At 72.8% G+C, this 14,883-nt stretch carries 12 protein-coding genes; 3 read left to right on the top strand and 9 right to left on the bottom strand.

Annotated elements, in window-relative coordinates; translation table 11 throughout:
* Window positions 1–28: 28 nt before the first annotated feature.
* The 4 genes from ACZ5T9_RS11285 to fmdA form a co-directional block, all read right to left on the bottom strand.
* A complete protein-coding gene (locus ACZ5T9_RS11285; RefSeq protein ID WP_464833179.1) occupies window positions 29–961 on the bottom strand; it encodes a lytic transglycosylase domain-containing protein in 933 nt (310 codons plus the stop codon).
* Window positions 962–977: 16 nt separating this feature from the next.
* Complete coding sequence (locus tag ACZ5T9_RS11290; RefSeq protein WP_464833181.1) at window positions 978–1,796, bottom strand: histidinol-phosphatase; 819 nt, start codon at window positions 1,794–1,796, stop codon at window positions 978–980.
* Window positions 1,797–1,989: 193 nt separating this feature from the next.
* Window positions 1,990–4,599: a S9 family peptidase gene (locus ACZ5T9_RS11295; RefSeq protein ID WP_464833182.1), complete on the bottom strand. Its 2,610-nt coding sequence runs from the start codon at window positions 4,597–4,599 to the stop codon at window positions 1,990–1,992.
* Window positions 4,600–4,862: 263 nt separating this feature from the next.
* Entirely contained in the window at window positions 4,863–6,092 is a 1,230-nt protein-coding gene (gene fmdA, locus ACZ5T9_RS11300; RefSeq protein WP_464834447.1) for a formamidase, read from the bottom strand.
* A 442-nt stretch (window positions 6,093–6,534) separates the two neighbouring features.
* Here fmdA and ACZ5T9_RS11305 point away from each other — a divergent pair, with 442 nt between their 5' ends.
* Both ACZ5T9_RS11305 and ACZ5T9_RS11310 read left to right on the top strand, forming a co-directional pair.
* Window positions 6,535–8,304, top strand: a complete 1,770-nt coding sequence (locus ACZ5T9_RS11305; protein ID WP_464833183.1) for an ABC-ATPase domain-containing protein — start codon at window positions 6,535–6,537, stop codon at window positions 8,302–8,304.
* Window positions 8,305–8,352: 48 nt separating this feature from the next.
* On the top strand, window positions 8,353–8,814 hold the full coding sequence (locus ACZ5T9_RS11310) for an Hsp20/alpha crystallin family protein (protein WP_464834448.1): 462 nt from the start codon (window positions 8,353–8,355) through the stop codon (window positions 8,812–8,814).
* Between the two features lie 222 nt (window positions 8,815–9,036).
* Here ACZ5T9_RS11310 and ACZ5T9_RS11315 read toward each other — a convergent pair whose 3' ends face one another.
* Together ACZ5T9_RS11315 and ACZ5T9_RS11320 are read right to left on the bottom strand one after the other, a co-directional pair.
* Window positions 9,037–9,591: a copper chaperone PCu(A)C gene (locus ACZ5T9_RS11315; RefSeq protein ID WP_464833185.1), complete on the bottom strand. Its 555-nt coding sequence runs from the start codon at window positions 9,589–9,591 to the stop codon at window positions 9,037–9,039.
* An 83-nt stretch (window positions 9,592–9,674) separates the two neighbouring features.
* Window positions 9,675–10,358, bottom strand: a complete 684-nt coding sequence (locus ACZ5T9_RS11320; RefSeq protein ID WP_464833186.1) for an SCO family protein — start codon at window positions 10,356–10,358, stop codon at window positions 9,675–9,677.
* A 271-nt stretch (window positions 10,359–10,629) separates the two neighbouring features.
* Here ACZ5T9_RS11320 and ACZ5T9_RS11325 point away from each other — a divergent pair, with 271 nt between their 5' ends.
* Window positions 10,630–10,848, top strand: a complete 219-nt coding sequence (locus ACZ5T9_RS11325) for a hypothetical protein (protein ID WP_464833187.1) — start codon at window positions 10,630–10,632, stop codon at window positions 10,846–10,848.
* Window positions 10,849–10,999: 151 nt separating this feature from the next.
* Here ACZ5T9_RS11325 and ACZ5T9_RS11330 read toward each other — a convergent pair whose 3' ends face one another.
* The 3 genes from ACZ5T9_RS11330 to ACZ5T9_RS11340 all read right to left on the bottom strand — a co-directional run bounded on the left by ACZ5T9_RS11330 (window position 11,000) and on the right by ACZ5T9_RS11340 (window position 14,728).
* Window positions 11,000–12,298, bottom strand: coding sequence for an MFS transporter (locus ACZ5T9_RS11330; RefSeq protein WP_464833188.1), 1,299 nt, complete (start codon window positions 12,296–12,298; stop codon window positions 11,000–11,002).
* 203 nt (window positions 12,299–12,501) lie between these two features.
* On the bottom strand, window positions 12,502–13,665 hold the full coding sequence (locus tag ACZ5T9_RS11335) for a metal ABC transporter solute-binding protein, Zn/Mn family (RefSeq protein ID WP_464833189.1): 1,164 nt from the start codon (window positions 13,663–13,665) through the stop codon (window positions 12,502–12,504).
* A 205-nt stretch (window positions 13,666–13,870) separates the two neighbouring features.
* Window positions 13,871–14,728 carry a metal ABC transporter permease gene (locus ACZ5T9_RS11340; protein ID WP_464833191.1) on the bottom strand — a complete coding sequence of 286 codons (858 nt, stop codon included), beginning with the start codon at window positions 14,726–14,728 and terminating at the stop codon, window positions 13,871–13,873.
* Between the last annotated feature and the right edge of the window lie 155 nt (window positions 14,729–14,883).

Consider the following 14,883-nt stretch of genomic DNA (forward strand, 5'->3'; position numbering starts at 1 on the left):
TGTGCCCTTTGGCCGCCTTTCGCCGGCCTCACGCCTCCTCCCGCCGCGCGGCCTGGGTGGCCCACAGCCGCAGCACCTTCTCCACGTAGGTCCGGGTCTCGGCAAAGGGCGGCACGCCGCCGTGGGCCGCCACCGCCTCGGGCCCCGCGTTGTAAGCCGCCAGGGCCAGCCGCCAGTCGCCGAAGCGGTCGAACTGGCGGCGCAGGTACCGGGCACCGGCCTCCAGGTTCTGCACCGGGTCGAGGGGGTCGGTCACGCCCAGCTCCCGCGCCGTGGCGGGCATGAGCTGCATCAGGCCCACGGCGCCCGCCGGCGAGCGGGCGGCCGGGTTCCACCCCGACTCGGCTTGGATCACCGCCCGCAGCAGAGCGGGGTCGAGGCCGTGGCGGCGGGCCACCGCCCCCGCCAGCGCCTCCAGCACCTGCCGGGCCCAGGACAGGCCGGCCGCAGCGCCTGCCCAGGAGAGGGACCCCGGAGGGGCGGTCCCGGACGGAGGGAGGCCGGATGCCGCAGTGCCGGGCGCGGGCGCTGCCGCGCGGGAGGCCGCGTCCGTGGGGGCCGCCGTGGCGGCCGCCTGGCCCGGGCCGATGGATGCCGCGGGCACGGACGCACCCGGCGCGGGCGCCGCCGGCGTGGACGGCGCCGTCGTGGCTGCCGACAGCGTGGACGCCAGCGCCGTGAACAGTGGCGGGATTGGGGTCAAGGCTCCGGTGCCTGCCGGCATCCCGTCCGGGGTGGAACCGGCCAGCAGGCCCGCCATGAGCGCGGCAAAGTCGAGCCGGCCGCCGCCACCGTCGCCGCCCGGACCCCCGCCGGGGCCCGCCAGCGAGGGCGAAGACCCCGGCAGGGCCCCTGCCCCCGGCTGCCGCCCCGCCCGCAGGGCCGCCGCCCAGAGGAGCAGCTCGATCTCCCGCCAGCTCCCCCCGGCGCCCCCCGGGCCCCAGGTCCCGTGGATGGACACCGCCGCCACCTCCCGCCTAACCCAGGGGCTCCTGCCGGCCGACCCGCCCGGTGAAGACCGTCACCGTGTCAAAACCGTGGCGCCGGGCGTAGAGCACCAGTTCCGGGTAGGCCCAGCCCACGTGCTCGGGCTCGTGGGCATCGGAGGCCAGGGTCACCCGGACGCCCAGCCGGCGGGCCTCCTCCAGCAGGCCGGGGTCGGGGTAGAACTCGCCCACCGGCTTGCGCACCCCAGCGCTGGAGATCTCCAGGCAGACGCCCGTCTCTGCCGCCGCCCGCGCCAGGCGCCGGTGGTACTCCGCCAGTTCGTCCCGGTATGCGGGCGGAAGCTTGTAGCCGAACACCTTGATCACATCGGGGTGCCCCAAGACGTCGAAGAGCCCGCTGCGGACGGCCTGTTCGGCCAGGTCGAAGTACCGCCGGTAGGCCTCGCGCACGTCCCGGCCCGGCCAGGTGGCGGGGTCCAGATCGAAGCCCCAGTCGTCGATCCAGTGGACCGAACCGATGACGAAGTCCAGCGGGTAGGACGCCAGGAAGGCCCGGATCTCCTCCTCCCGGCCGGGGATGTAGTCCATCTCGATGCCCGCCTTGACGGGCAGGCCCTCGGCCCGGGCGGCCTGGAGCAGGGCCACGTAGTCGGCCATGCGGAAGCCGCTGCTGTAGCGCTCCACGTACCAGGGACGGCCCAGCAGGGGCGCCCCCTCCACGAAGTTGTAGGCATGTTCCGTGATCCCGATCTCGCCGATCCCTCGGGCCCGGGCGGTCTCCACGAACCGCAGCAGGTACTCGCGGGTCAGCCCGCCCCGCTCCAGGTGCATGTGGTAGTCGATCAGCATGCCTGCCTCCCGCCTCCTCCCCGCCGCCTTCGCGCTGCCGGCGTCCCGGCGTCCCGGCCGGAGCGGTCGCCCGGCCTGCCGGTCAGGACCAGAAGGCCACCGCCCGGCCGGAGCGAGCAGGCCCCCGCCCCGGCCAGGCAGCGGGGCCGCCGGTCCGCTCCCCGCCCATCCCCCTTCCCGGCCGTGCCGCGTCTCAACGGGGGGCGGCCCGTTCCTCCGCCCGGCCTGCCGCGGGGGCCGGTTCGGGCTTGAGGTAGCGGTCGAACCAGTCCACGATCCGGTCCAGCCGGTAGACCCGGTGCCACGGCTGGCCGCCCCGGCTCAGGCCGTGGCTCTCGTCGGGGAAGCGGACGAACTCCGTGGGCACCCCCAGGACCTTGAGGGCCGTGTAGATCTGCTCCGCCTGCTCGATGGGGCAGCGCAGGTCCATCTCCGCATGCATCACCAGCAGCGGCGTCTTGCACCGGGCGATGTGGTGGATGGGCGACATCTCCAGATACCGCAGCGGGTCCTCCCACGGCGGCACGTCCAGGTCGAAGAGGTCATAGAAGCCGATGTCGCTGGTGCCGAAGAAGCTGTGCTCGTTGGCCACGCAGCGCATGGTGACCCCCGCCCGGAAGCGGTCGGTGTGGGTGACGATCCAGTTGGTCATGTAGCCCCCGTAGCTTCCGCCCGCCACCCCCAGCCGCTCGCGGTCGATGAAGTCGTACCGCTCCAGCACCGCGTCGACGAAGGTCATCAGGTCCCGGTAGTCCCGGTTGCCCCAGTCGCCGCGGATGGCCGCGCAGAAGGCCTGGCCGTAACCCTGGCTGCCCCGCGGGTTGGTGTAGAACACGGCGTAGCCCCGGGCCGCCAGCAACTGGAACTCGTGGAAGAAGGCGTATCCGTACATCGCCATGGGGCCGCCGTGGATCTGGAGGATGGCCGGGTACTTCTTCCCCGGCTCGAAGCCCACGGGCCGGATCAGCCAACCGTCCAGCACGTTGCCGTCGGATTCGAAGGTGAAGTGCTCGGGTTCCACCACCTGAATCCGGGCCAGCCAGCCGTCGTTGGCCCGGGAGAGGCGCCGGCCGGTCAGGACGGGGTGCCCGTTGCGGGCCGCGCCCTGCCATGCCGCCGCTCCCGCGGCGGAGGCGCCCGGGCCGGCGGAGGTCGCGTCCCGGGCTGCCGCGGCAGGCGGAGCCGCCGCCGGTTCGTCCAGGGCAGGGAGATCGGCCACCCAGATCTCCCCGGGATCGGTGGCCGTCAGCCGCAGGTAGGCGCAGCGCCGCCCCTCCCGGTCCAGGCTGATGCCCCGCAGCACCTGGGGGCCGCCCGTCAGGGGCCGGATGGTGCCGTCGACGCCGAACCAGTAGAGCTGCACCTCCCCGCGGCGGCTCACCAGGGCGTAGAGCCCCGACCCGTCGGGAGCCCAGGCCAGGGTCGCCCCCGCCTCGCCCACCACGTCGTTGACGCTCTCGTCCCCCACCGTCAGGTCGGCCTCGGCGGTCAGGCACCGCCGCTGGCTGCCGTCGGCGGCGATCAGGTACAGGTGGGTGTTGCTGTAGGCCCGGTAGCGGCGGGCGTCCTGGCCGCGCACGGCGATCCAGCGCCCGTCGGGGGACGGCAGGGCTTCGTAGACGTCGATATCCGAGCTGGTCAGCTTGCGGACGCCCGCCGGCAGCGGGTCGCGGGAGAGGTCGAGGGGCAGCCGCGTGGCGGCCCCGGCGCGGGAGCCGCCGCCGGCCTCGCCCTCCGGGCCGGTCGCCGGCAGGGACACCAGGTAGACGTCGGTCCAGGGCTGGCGGTCGGCGTCGGGGTGCGGGTTCGTCACCACCACCAGCTCCCGCCCCGAGGGCATCCAGGCCACGGCCCGCACGTCGTACTCACCGGCGGTGACGCGGGCCAGGGGGACCAGGGCCGCGGGGTGGGCCTCCGCACCGGGGACCGCGGCTGCGGCGGCGGCACCCTTGCCGCCCGGGCCACCGGTGCCGGCATCGCGGGCGGCTCCGTTCCCGCCATCGCCCGGCGGCTCCGAGCCACCCGGCGCCGCCAGGTGGGCGCCATCCGGTCCCAGGTCCAGGACCACCACATGGTGGCGGTGCTCGTTGAAGTAACCCACCCCGTCCAGCTTGTAGCGGAGGCGCCGCACCACCTTCACGTCGCGGTTGAACCGCCGGTAGGGGTCGCCTTCACCGGGTTCAGGATCGCCGGACGCCTCCAGCCCCCGCTCGGGATGAACCTGCACGATGGTGGCCACGTACCGGCCGTCGGGCGACCAGACGGCCGGCCCGCTGCCTTGCTTGAAGAGGGTGAGCAGGCGGGCTTCGCCGCCACCGGACGGCAGCACGTAGAGCTGGGGCCGGGGCTTGTCCTCGCCGCCCCGGCCGGGCCGGGCAGCCGGAGCCACCGAGCCCGGTCCCCCGCCGCTCGCGGCCGGTTCGTCCCGGCGGCGGGGGCGGGCGTCGGGCGGCAGGGGCCGGTCGGACAGGAAGGCCAGCCAGCGGCCGTCGGGCGACCAGCGCGGCGCCCGGTCGCTGCCCGGACCGGTGGTCAGCGGTGCCGGCACGCCGTCGCCGGAGGCCGGGGCCGCGTACAGGTTCGACCGGTACTGGTTGCGATCGGCGTCGATCCAGCGCTCGACCCACACCACCCGGTCCCCGCCGGGCGCCAGGCGCGGGTCGCCGGCGAAGCGGAGGTCCAGCAGGTCCCGGGAGGTGACGGGACGGCGCCCGGCCTCCCTCTCCTGCCGGTCCCTCGCCACCCCCTGGGCGCGGGGGTGGTCCACCCTGAAGCCGTTGGCCGTATCGGTGCCGTTTGTCATGGTGTCACCTCGGTGGTCAGGCGTTGCCGTGGGGTGCCAGGGCCGTCGAGCGCCGCAGGCCGGGGGCATCCCACGTCACGGGGCGTCCTGTCGCGGGACGGCCCCATCGGGGAGGTTTCGCGTCCCCACCCCGGAACCCTTTGACCACCGGCGGCAAAAGGGCCGGGCGGGAACCCGGGCCATGGGGACGATGGCCCGGGTTCCCGCCTCGGTACCCCTGCGTGATGGGGCTTTGAACCACCTTTTTGAGTTGGCCCGCGCCTTCAGTGGGCCCGGGCCAGCCGCCCGCCTTGGACCCGGGGGACCGGCCCCTGGGCGTTGGGCCGGATGTCGAACTCGAAGATGTCGGTGGGCAGCCACAAGGTGCAGCAAGCGTTCGGGATGTCGACGATGGCGCTGATGCGTCCTTCAACCGGCGCGGCACCCAGGATGGTGTAGGCCTCTTCGCCGGTATACCCGAACCCCTTCAAGTACTGGACCGCTTCTAAGCACGCTCGGCGATAGGCAACGTGGGGATCGAGATAGTACTGCTCCCCCTCTTCGTCCACCGAATACCCCTCGAAGACGAGGTAGCGCGTGAACCGGGGCTCGATGGGGCTTGGCTCGAACAGCGGGTGCCGTATGCCGTATTTGTTCATCCCGTCCTTGATCAGGTCCACGTGGAGCTCGATCCAGCCCGCCATCTCGATGGCGCCGCAGAAGGTGATCTCGCCGTCGCCCTGGGTAAAGTGGAGATCGCCCACCGTCAGTTTGGCCCCGGGAACATACACCGGCAGATAGGCCCGGGCGCCCCGGGTCAGGTTCTTGATATCCCGATTCCCTCCGTTCTCCCGCGGAGGAATGGTGCGTGCACCTTCCCGGGCAATCCGCTCATACTCGGGCGTGCCCGGCTTGAGGGCACCGAGGATCGCATTGCGCGGTTCCGGTGGCAGTGCCAAGGGAGGTACCCGATGGGGATTTTTCGCGATCAGCTTCCTCTCCCGCTCATTCCATTGCTGCAGCAACGCGTGGGAAGGTGCGGTGCCCAAGATCCCCGGGTGGGGAATGGCAGGGATCTTGACGCCCGGTACATGACGCGAGACGGCGTAGACGCCTTGGAACTCCCAGATGGCTTTATGCGCCTCGGGAAAATGGTCCGTCAAGAACCCTCCACCGTTGTTGCGGGCAAAGATCCCGGTGTAGCCCCATGGCATCTTGCGGTGGGGCCCGAGATCCAGGATGTCGACGACGAGCAGGTCGCCGGGTTCGGCGCCGCGGACGGCGATGGGTCCCGTCAAGTGGTGGTTCGGCGTGAGATCCATGTCCCGAATGTCCGAGGCATCGTCGTCATTGCGGACTTGCCCACCGGTCCAATCCAAGCACTCGACCACGAACGTCTCGCCCGGACGAACCTCTGCGATGGCCGGAATGTCCGGATGCCAGCGGTTCTGCAAGACCTCCCTCTGTTCTTCCACCGGGCGGGTCGGATCCACCTCGATCAGGGGCCGTCCCATCGCCACCGCACCCCCCTCGAAGAAATCGGTCGGTATGTCCAGGGTACAGGGCACGGGGAAGGACAAGTCAAAGCCGAAAGATGGCTTCAGCCACCCGATGGGAATGCCCCTGGGGAGCAGTGTTCATCTCTTGTGCTTTTGCGAATCCTTTCGGCCGACCTTATGACGAATAAATTCGAATTGGTGCTCATAAATATGTCTTTTCCCGCGCGAGTTCCTTTCAAGAATGGCGCCGGTTGCTCCGCCCGCTCCCCCGCCCGGCTCGCCCGTTCAGAGGGGCCGAAGGTGCCCCCCCACCCACCCCGCCGCGGGCGCACCCGGTGCAGGCCATGCGGCTGGCCGCCCGGCCACTGGAACGGGTAACATCATCAGGGCGAGGGCAACCCCAGCCTCGAGATGATCGTGCCGACGGAACGACGACGTCGACCGGAGGTTGACACCGGTGCACCCGAACCCGACCCGCTCCCGTGACGATTTGCGCCAGCTGCTGGCCCGCATCGACGGCCGGCCCTATCCGGCCTACAAGGACATCGCCGGAACCTACGACTTCAGCACCTTCACCCTGGCCATCGACCACGTCCAGGGCGACCCCTTCGCCGCCCCCTCGCGGCTTCGCGTCATCATGGCGCCGGCGCGCATGCAGCTGCCGGACTGGGCCGCCACCACGGCCCTGCGCCGCACCGCCACCGCGGACTGGCTGCTGCGCCGGTTCCACCGCGCCACGGGCATGGCCGCTGCCCGCCGCGGCAGCGGCAAGAGCGGCCTCATCACCGTCGACCGCCCGGGCCAGGAGATCCTGCCCCGCACCGCCTGCGTGGTCTTCCCCGGGCGGGTGGAGGTCCGCTTCTTCGCGGGGCTGCCGGCCGCGGGGCGGCGCATCCTGGGCCGGCAGGCCATGGAGATGCTCTGCGTGGACATCCCCCGGCTGGTGGAAGGGTCCCTGGTGCTCAGGGCCGCCGACCAGCGGGACCTGGAGCGCCACATCGCCGTGACCGAAGACCAGGCGGCCCTGCGGGCCGCCCTGGCCGAGCGCCGGCTGGTCGCCTTCGTGGGCGACGGCTCCATCCTGCCCCGGGAAAGCGGGGTCAGCGACCGCCCCCTGCGCGGGCCGCGGGTGATCCCCTTCACCGCGCCCGATTCCCTGGCCGTCGAGCTGGACACCCCCCACCGGGGCAAGGTGCGGGGCCTGGGCATCCCCCGCGGCATCACCCTGATCGTCGGCGGCGGCTACCACGGCAAGTCCACCCTGCTGCGGGCCCTGGCCCGGGGCGTCTACGACCACATCCCCGGCGACGGCCGGGAACTGGTGGTGACGGACCCGACCGCGGTCAAGATCCGCGCCGAGGACGGCCGGCGCATCGAACAGGTGGACATCAGCCCGTTCATCCGCAACCTCCCCTTCGACGCCGACACCCGGCGCTTCTCCACCGACGAGGCCTCGGGGAGCACCAGCCAGGCCGCCAACATCATGGAGGCCCTGGAGCTGGGCGCCCGGGTCCTGCTCATCGACGAGGACACCAGCGCGACGAACTTCATGATCCGCGACCGGCGCATGCAGGCCCTGGTCAGCAAGGACCGCGAGCCCATCACGCCCTTCATCGACCGGGTGCGGGCGCTCTACCGCGACCGGGGCGTCTCCAGCATCCTGGTGGTGGGTGGCGCCGGCGACTACCTGGACGTGGCCGACACGGTGATCCGGATGGATGCCTACCGGGCCCAGGACGCCACGGCCGAGGCCCGGGAGGTGGCGGCCCGCTTCCCCACGGGCCGCATCGCGGAAGACCCCGGCCCCTTCCCGCCCGTCCCCGAGCGGGTCCCCCTGCCCTCGAGCCTCGATCCGCGCCGGGGCAACAAGGTCAAGATCCGCGCCCACGGCACCGACGAGATCACCTTCGGCTTCGAGGAGATCGATCTGAGCGCCGTCGAGCAGCTGGTGGACCCCTCCCAGACCCGGGCGGTGGGCGCCATGATCCGGTACATGACAGGCCGCTACCTGGACGGCCGGCGCACCCTGCGGGAGGCTCTGGAGGCCCTGTACGCCGAGCTGGACGAACACGGCCTGGACCGCGTCTCCCCCTTCCCCACCCCGGCGGGCGACCTGGCCCTGCCGCGGCGGTTCGAGGTGGGAGCGGCCATCAACCGCCTGCGTTCCCTGCGGGTGGAGGTGCGCGGGCCGGCGGTGGGCGAGGACTCCCGCGGACATACTTCCTAGCGGGAACGGCCCGCCTGCACCGATGGACAGGAGGTGGTCCACGTGGGGATGCGCACCGACCTGGACCGCTGGTCGTGGCCCGCGCCCGCCGGCCGCGGCCTGGGCAGCTGGCGTGAGATGTTCTGGCGCCCGTGGGACTTCTGGCGCGCTTTGGATGGCGAGGCGGACTGGGCCTTGGGCCAGCGCCCGTCCGTCGACGTCACCGACGCCGGGGACAAGGTGGTCGTTGAAGCGGAGATGCCCGGGGTCGAGCCGGAGGACATCCAGCTGGACGTCTACGAAGACCGGGTGGTGATCCGCTCCGAGACCCGGCGCGAGACCCGGAACGAGGGCGACGGCTACTACCTGATGGAGCGGCGCTTCGGCCGGTTCCACCGGGTGGTGCCGCTGCCGGAGCGGGTCAACCCCGAGGGGGCGCAGGCCCGCTGCCGGAACGGCGTGCTGCGGGTCGAGATCCCTAAGGTGCGGGACCAGGGGCGCGGGCGCCGCGTGCCGGTGACCGGGGCGTAGGGAGGAACGCACGAACCTCCATCGCGGGCAAGAGCCCCGGCCTGGCCGGCGGATTCCGGCACGAGTCGGCGTGTCCGGCCAAGCCCAAGCGGTGCGGCCGGGGCGTCCCCCTAGTGGGGGCGCCCCGGCCGCGGCGGTCCATGCCCCAGTGCTCGCCAGCGCGATCGCCACCGGCTGGTTCCGGCCCAAGGCGGGGCAGCCTGTTGGCCACCGGCCGGCGCGTCAGTGCCCTCCCGAATGCTCCCCTCCACCGGCGCCCGTGCCGGCCGCGTCCCGGACCTCCGCGGTCACCGGCACCTCCAGGCCGCCCTCGAAGACCAGGGTCAGGTCGACCCGGTCCCCGGGATGCAGGGCTTGCTTCAGGTCCATGAGCATCACGTGGTATCCGCCAGGGGCGAAGGTGACGCGGCCGCCGGCCGGGATCTCCACGGCAGCGACGGGCTGCATGCGCACCGTGTTCCCTTCCTGCACGCTCTCGTGAACCTCCGCCGCCCCCGCGACACCGGTGCGCACGCCGGTGAGGCGGACCGCGGATTGGCCCTGGTTCGTCACGGTGAAATACGCTGCCGACATGTCCCCCTCGGCAGCCGCCCGCACCCAGGCACCGGTCACCGTCACCTGGGGCCCGCCGGCCTGCTCCGCACCGCCGCCGGGCGCCGGCTGACGGGTCGAGCCGGCCTGGCGGCCGCAGCCGGCCAGGACGCCGAGGACGATGGCCGCCGTACCGGCGAGCACCAGGAGGCGAAAACGCCTGGTGTTCCGCCACGATCGCGCCATGAGGGCCCTCCTCTCAGGTCAACGCAATCCGCGGCCGGGCAAACGCCGGGCCGGGATCGACCGGCACCGGCCGTAGGCCGGGTTCAACTCCCCTGCGCCAGCAGCAACCGGATGTCCGCCTCGATGTCCTCGGCGGTGAAGCCCAGAGGATAGAGGAGCCGCTGGCGCCCTTCCTGGTCGATCAGGTACACCTGGGCCGGGTGGGCTACCGCGTACTTCATGGAGCTCTCAGGCAGCTCGATGCGCTCGGGCTTCACGCCGTAAGCATCCCACACGGGCCGCAGTTGCTCCCGCGTCCCCGTCAGGCCGACGATGTGCCGGCCGAACTGGGGCAGGTGCTCCCGCAGCCGCTCGGGCGTATCCCGCTCGGGGTCCACGGTGACGAACACCATACGGACGCTGCCAGCATCGTCCTGCAAGCGGTCCGCCAGCTCCCGCCATACGGCCAGAGTGGCCGGACAGACGTCGGGACAGTAGGTGTAGCCGAAGAAGAGCAGCACGATCTTGCCGCGCTGGTCGGCCAGGCGGAAGGTCGAACCATCGGCCGCGGGCAGGGCGAAATCGGGCGCCGGCTGCGGATCCACCAGGGTCATGCCGCGAAAGCCGCCCTCGCCCTTGCTGTCGCCCGGGCCGGCCGCCGGCCCGGGGGCCGGCGTCGCGGGGCCATTGGGGCGCGGATCCCAGCCGGCTCCCGTTTGCAGCACCACCAGGGCCACGACGGCGACCACCGCCAGGCCAGCGAGTGCAAGCCACCATCGCCTGCGCATCGGATCGCCCCCTCGCCACCGGTAGCTGGGCGCACGGGTGCTCCCCATGGGGCACCCGGGTCACCACGGGTATCGCCACCGGGGGATCTGCCGCCGACTCCAGTGTAAGCCCGGTCGCTCACGGAGCGCATCCGGTTCTGGCCCGATGGAACGAGTTGCCATAGACTGGGTTTCAAGAAGACGAGATCCCTGGGGGGCGGCGATCCTAAGGGGCCTCACCCCGGAGGGACAAGGCCTCGGGGTCCTCCGGTGGATGCCAGGGGGTGCGATCATGTCGCCCAAGTGGGCGTTGACGATCGTTCTCGTCCTTGTCTTCCATCTGATCTTCGTGGCCTTGGTGTCTGCACAGCTCGAACCCGGAGCCGTCGTTTACATGTTTCCATTTGGGACAGGCGGTCAGAGTTACCACGCCTCCCGTGGCGTTATCGAAGCGATTTTGGCACTCGTCGTGTCGATCATCCTTGTGTGGCGCACGCGGTGGGAGGAGTGACGCAGTGGCCGGCAGCACCAGCCACGGTGAGGCGTTGCGGTTCATGGGCGAGGATCGTGCCGGTCCGGGGCATGGCATGGCGCCCGCATCCGGCGCGGGCACGCCGCTCCCCGGTGCCTCCACCGGAACCGGACGGTCCGGCGCCCCTCCCTCACGTCTCGGCCGGCCGCGGCCGGCCCGCAGCCTCCAACTGCTGCCGCCGGTCCCGCTCGGGCACCGGCACCAGGAGGGTCAGCAAGAGTCCGATGACCGGCAGCAGCACCATGACGGACAGGGTCGTCTCCAGCCCCCACCGGTCCGCCAGGGCGCCCAGGGCCGCGGCGCCGATGCCCCCAAGGCCGATGGAGAAGCCGGTGTTGAGCCCCGAGGCCACCGCCACATAGCGCGGCATGAAGTCCTGGCTCATCACCAGGGTGATGCTGAAGGTGGCCACCAGGGCAAATCCGGTCGCCGCCAGCAGCGGCAGGGTGGCCCACGCCGGCCCGTGCACCAGGCCCCAGTGCAGCGGGATCAGCACGGCCATGGAGCCGAGCAGCACCCTCCGGGTGCCGATGCGGTCCGCCAGGGGCCCACCCACCAGGGTCCCCACCGCCCCCGCGACGAGAAAGACGAAAAGCAGAACGCCCGTGGATACCCCATCCGGCCCCGCCTTTTCCAGGTACAGGAACGGCATCAGGGTGAGGACGCCGAACTGCAGCCACGAGCGGGTGCCGACCACCCCGATGAGCAGCAGTTCGGCCAGCCAGTTGGTCTCCCCGGCTCCGGATGGTCCGTCCTGAGGCGGCTGGGGGTGGCCCTGCCGATCTCCGGCGGGCGCCCCATGGCGGTTGCCGGCGGGTCCCGCCGCGGCTGCCGCCCGCCGGGCCGCCTCGTGCAGGGCCGCCTTCTGCTCCAGCCGGTTCATCCCGGGCAGGGCGGCCACCATGGCCACAGCCAGCACCACGGCCGGTAGAACCAGCCATCCCAGCCCCTCGGGCCCCCACAGGCCAACGACCATCGACGCCGCCACAGGCCCCAGGGCAAACCCCAGGTTGCCGCCCACGGAAAAGATCGACATGGCCGTGGCGCGCTGGCCTCCCGACACGCCCCGGGCCGCCCGCGCCCCCTCGGGGTGGAAGAGGGCGATGCCGATGCCGCAGAGGATGGCCGCCACCAGCACGCCCTCATAGCTGCGGGCGTATCCCACCATCCCCAACCCCAGCGCCGCCAGCAGGGGTCCCGCCACCACCAGCCACCCCTGGGGCCGCTTGTCGCTCCAGTAGCCGAAGACCGGCTGGATGAGCGAGGAGGTGATGTTGAGCACCAGCATGACGACGCCGAGCTGAGCGTAGGTGAGGCCGTAGCTCTCCTTCACCTGGGGCAGCAGGGCGGGCATGCCGCCCTGGTTCAGGTCGGTCACCAGGTGGGCAAGGCTCAGGAGCACCAGATACCCCAGCGCCCCCTTCAACATGCCCTCGCCTCCCCTGCAACACCTTCGGGCCCGCCGCCGGGCTGCTGCCCGCCACGGCCGGGACCGGCGCGGCGCTGCAAACTGGACGGTACTTCGCGACCCGAAGGATATTCCCTGCCGGCGCCGTCGCCGCGCCGGCCCGGTGCAGCGGTGGCAGCCGGTACGTCGCTGGCGGCAGGCACGCGCCGGCGGCCGGCGCGATGCTAGCTGCCGGCACACCCCAGCGCCTGCCGCAGGTTCACCAGGTTTTGCTGCAGCAGGTCGAGAAAATCGCGGCCCGCCTGGCGGTCGGCGCTCGTCAGCGCCTCCAGGGGATGAATCTCCAGCAGCTGGGCCCCGGTCTCCCTGGCCAGGGTTGCAGCCGCCCCGCCGGTGCGGCCGGGTTCGACCAGGATGTAAGGCACCCGCCGCTGCCGGATGAACGCGGCCACCGCCGCCAGCTGCCGCGGGCCCGGCTCGCTCTCCGCCGACAGCCCGTAGAGGGGCACCTGCACCAGGCCGTAGCGATGGGCGGGGTAGGTCAGGAAGGCGTGGGTGATCACCAGTTCCCGCCGCGGGCAGGTACCCAGCCGGCGGTAACCGGCGGCCAGATCGTTCAGGCGGCCGGCCAGTTCCTCGCCCCGCCGCAGGTACTCCGCCCGGTGCTGAGGATCGGCCTGGGCCAGGCCCCGGGCGATGGCCTGCGCCTGCTGGGCGGCCAGGGCCGGATCCAGCCAGACGTGGGGGTCGGGTGCGCCGCCGGGCAACGGCTCGCCCCCAGCCCCCGGCCGGCCATGGTCGTCGCCGTGGTCGTCGCCCGGGGCGGCACGGCCCTCCTCGTGGGTACCATGGTCGCCATGGCCGGCGGTTTCGCCGCCCGCATCCCCGCCGCGGCCGCCCTCACCGGCCCCGCCCGCACCGGGTTCGGCAACGCCGCCGTCCAGCACCGCGGTGGCCGTTCCGGCAGGCACCAGGGGAAGCCCCGCCGTCGCCTCGACCCGGACCAGGTCGGACCGGCCGGCGGCCGCCAGCAGGCGGGGCACCCAGGGCTCAAGCCCCGCCCCGTTGTAAATGAAGACCCGCGCCGCCGCCACGGCCCGGACGTCGGCCGGCCGGGGTTCCCAGTGGTGGGCATCGGCTCCGGCCGGGATCAGGGGTGTGACCGCCACCCGGTCGCCACCGATGAACCGGGTCATGAACTCCAGGGGGTAGAACGTCACCGCCACCGGCAGCCGGTCCCCCGCCGCACCGGCCTCTCCGCCGTCGCGCTGGGACCCGGCCGGCCCCTGCGGCCTTCCACAGCCCGCCGCCACCACCAGGATCAGGAGAAGTGCCGCCAGCAGGAGGCGCTGCCCCCGGCCCCGCCGGGCACCTCTCGCTGCGGGCACCTCCCCTGGCCGCCGGGCCGCCCCGGAGGGCCGGTCCGGATCGGAAGGCGGGATCCCGCCGGAGCCGGCGGGCCGCCGCCTCCGGGCAGGCTCCTCCCATTCCGGAAGACGGGGCCGGCGGGCCGGGCCTTGCCTGGCCATCCTTCGCCGGTCGAACCATTCCCTCATCCCTTCGGCCAGCTCCCTTCCACCGCAACCTGCCGCTTCACGCCGGCCCCAGCTCGGGCCAGACCCGCCTGGCCACCAGGGTGCCCAGCAGCACCACCACCGCCGCCAGCACCACCGTGGCGCCGGGGGGCAGGTTCATCCAGTAGGCCGTGCTGAGCCCCACCCAGACGGCGGCCTGGGCGAAGACCACGGCGAGCCCCAGTGCCCCGCGAAAGCTCCGGGCCACCTGCAGGCTGGCCGCCACGGGCAGGACCATTAGGGACGAGACCAGCAGCACGCCCACCACCCGCATGCTGGCCGCCACCCCGGCCGCCGCCATCATGGTGAAGAGGGCGTTCAGCGCGCCCACGGGCAGGCCCGCCACCTGCGCCAGTTGCTCGTCCAGGGTGACGGCCAGCAGGTCCCGGTAGAGCGCGGCCACCACCGCCAGCACCACCACGGTCAGGGCGCCGATCAGCGTCACGTCCGCCGGGGCGACGGTCAGCACGCTGCCGAACAGGTAGGCGAAGAGATCCAGGCCCGCCGTCCCTCCCAGGCTGAAGAACACGGCCGCCAGGGCGACCGCCGTCGACAGGGTGATGGCCACTGCCAGCTCGCCGTGCCGCCGGTACCGGGCGCGCAAGGCCTCCATGGCCGCGGCGGCCGCGGCCGCCAGGCCCAGGGCCGCGCCGGTGGGGTACACCCCCAGCCAGAGTCCCCCGGCCAGCCCCGCCAGGGCCACGTGGGCCAGAGCATCGCCCATCAGCGAGAGGCGCCGCAGCACAAGGAAGAGCCCGACCACCGGCGCCAGCAGGCCCACCAGGGTCCCGGCCACCAGGGCGCGGACCATGAAGTCGTACTGAAACATCGCCGCCAGACTCTGAACCATCCCCACCAGGCCGGTCAGCCCGGCCACCTCCTCCTGGGTTCGGCACTCCCCTGCCCTTCCGCCCGACCCGCCGCCCCGGGGCGTCGGACCCGGGCCGGGCCGCCGGAAGCCCCGCCCGCCGCCGATCTCCAGCGGACCTCCGGCCTCCAGCGCCGGCCGGGCCGCCGCCTCGAGCCACCCCG

This window comes from Thermaerobacter nagasakiensis, assembly GCF_055396825.1.

What these genes read in the sequence shown, in the direction of transcription:
- ACZ5T9_RS11290 (WP_464833181.1), bottom strand. Translation starts at nt 1,796, where the DNA reads ATGCTGATCGACTACCACATGCACCTGGAGCGGGGCGGGCTGACCCGC.
- ACZ5T9_RS11295 (WP_464833182.1), bottom strand. Translation starts at nt 4,599, where the DNA reads ATGACAAACGGCACCGATACGGCCAACGGCTTCAGGGTGGACCACCCC.
- fmdA (WP_464834447.1), bottom strand. Translation starts at nt 6,092, where the DNA reads ATGGGACGGCCCCTGATCGAGGTGGATCCGACCCGCCCGGTGGAAGAA.
- ACZ5T9_RS11310 (WP_464834448.1), top strand. Translation starts at nt 8,353, where the DNA reads ATGCGCACCGACCTGGACCGCTGGTCGTGGCCCGCGCCCGCCGGCCGC.
- ACZ5T9_RS11315 (WP_464833185.1), bottom strand. Translation starts at nt 9,591, where the DNA reads ATGGCGCGATCGTGGCGGAACACCAGGCGTTTTCGCCTCCTGGTGCTC.
- ACZ5T9_RS11320 (WP_464833186.1), bottom strand. Translation starts at nt 10,358, where the DNA reads ATGCGCAGGCGATGGTGGCTTGCACTCGCTGGCCTGGCGGTGGTCGCC.
- ACZ5T9_RS11325 (WP_464833187.1), top strand. Translation starts at nt 10,630, where the DNA reads ATGTCGCCCAAGTGGGCGTTGACGATCGTTCTCGTCCTTGTCTTCCAT.
- ACZ5T9_RS11330 (WP_464833188.1), bottom strand. Translation starts at nt 12,298, where the DNA reads ATGTTGAAGGGGGCGCTGGGGTATCTGGTGCTCCTGAGCCTTGCCCAC.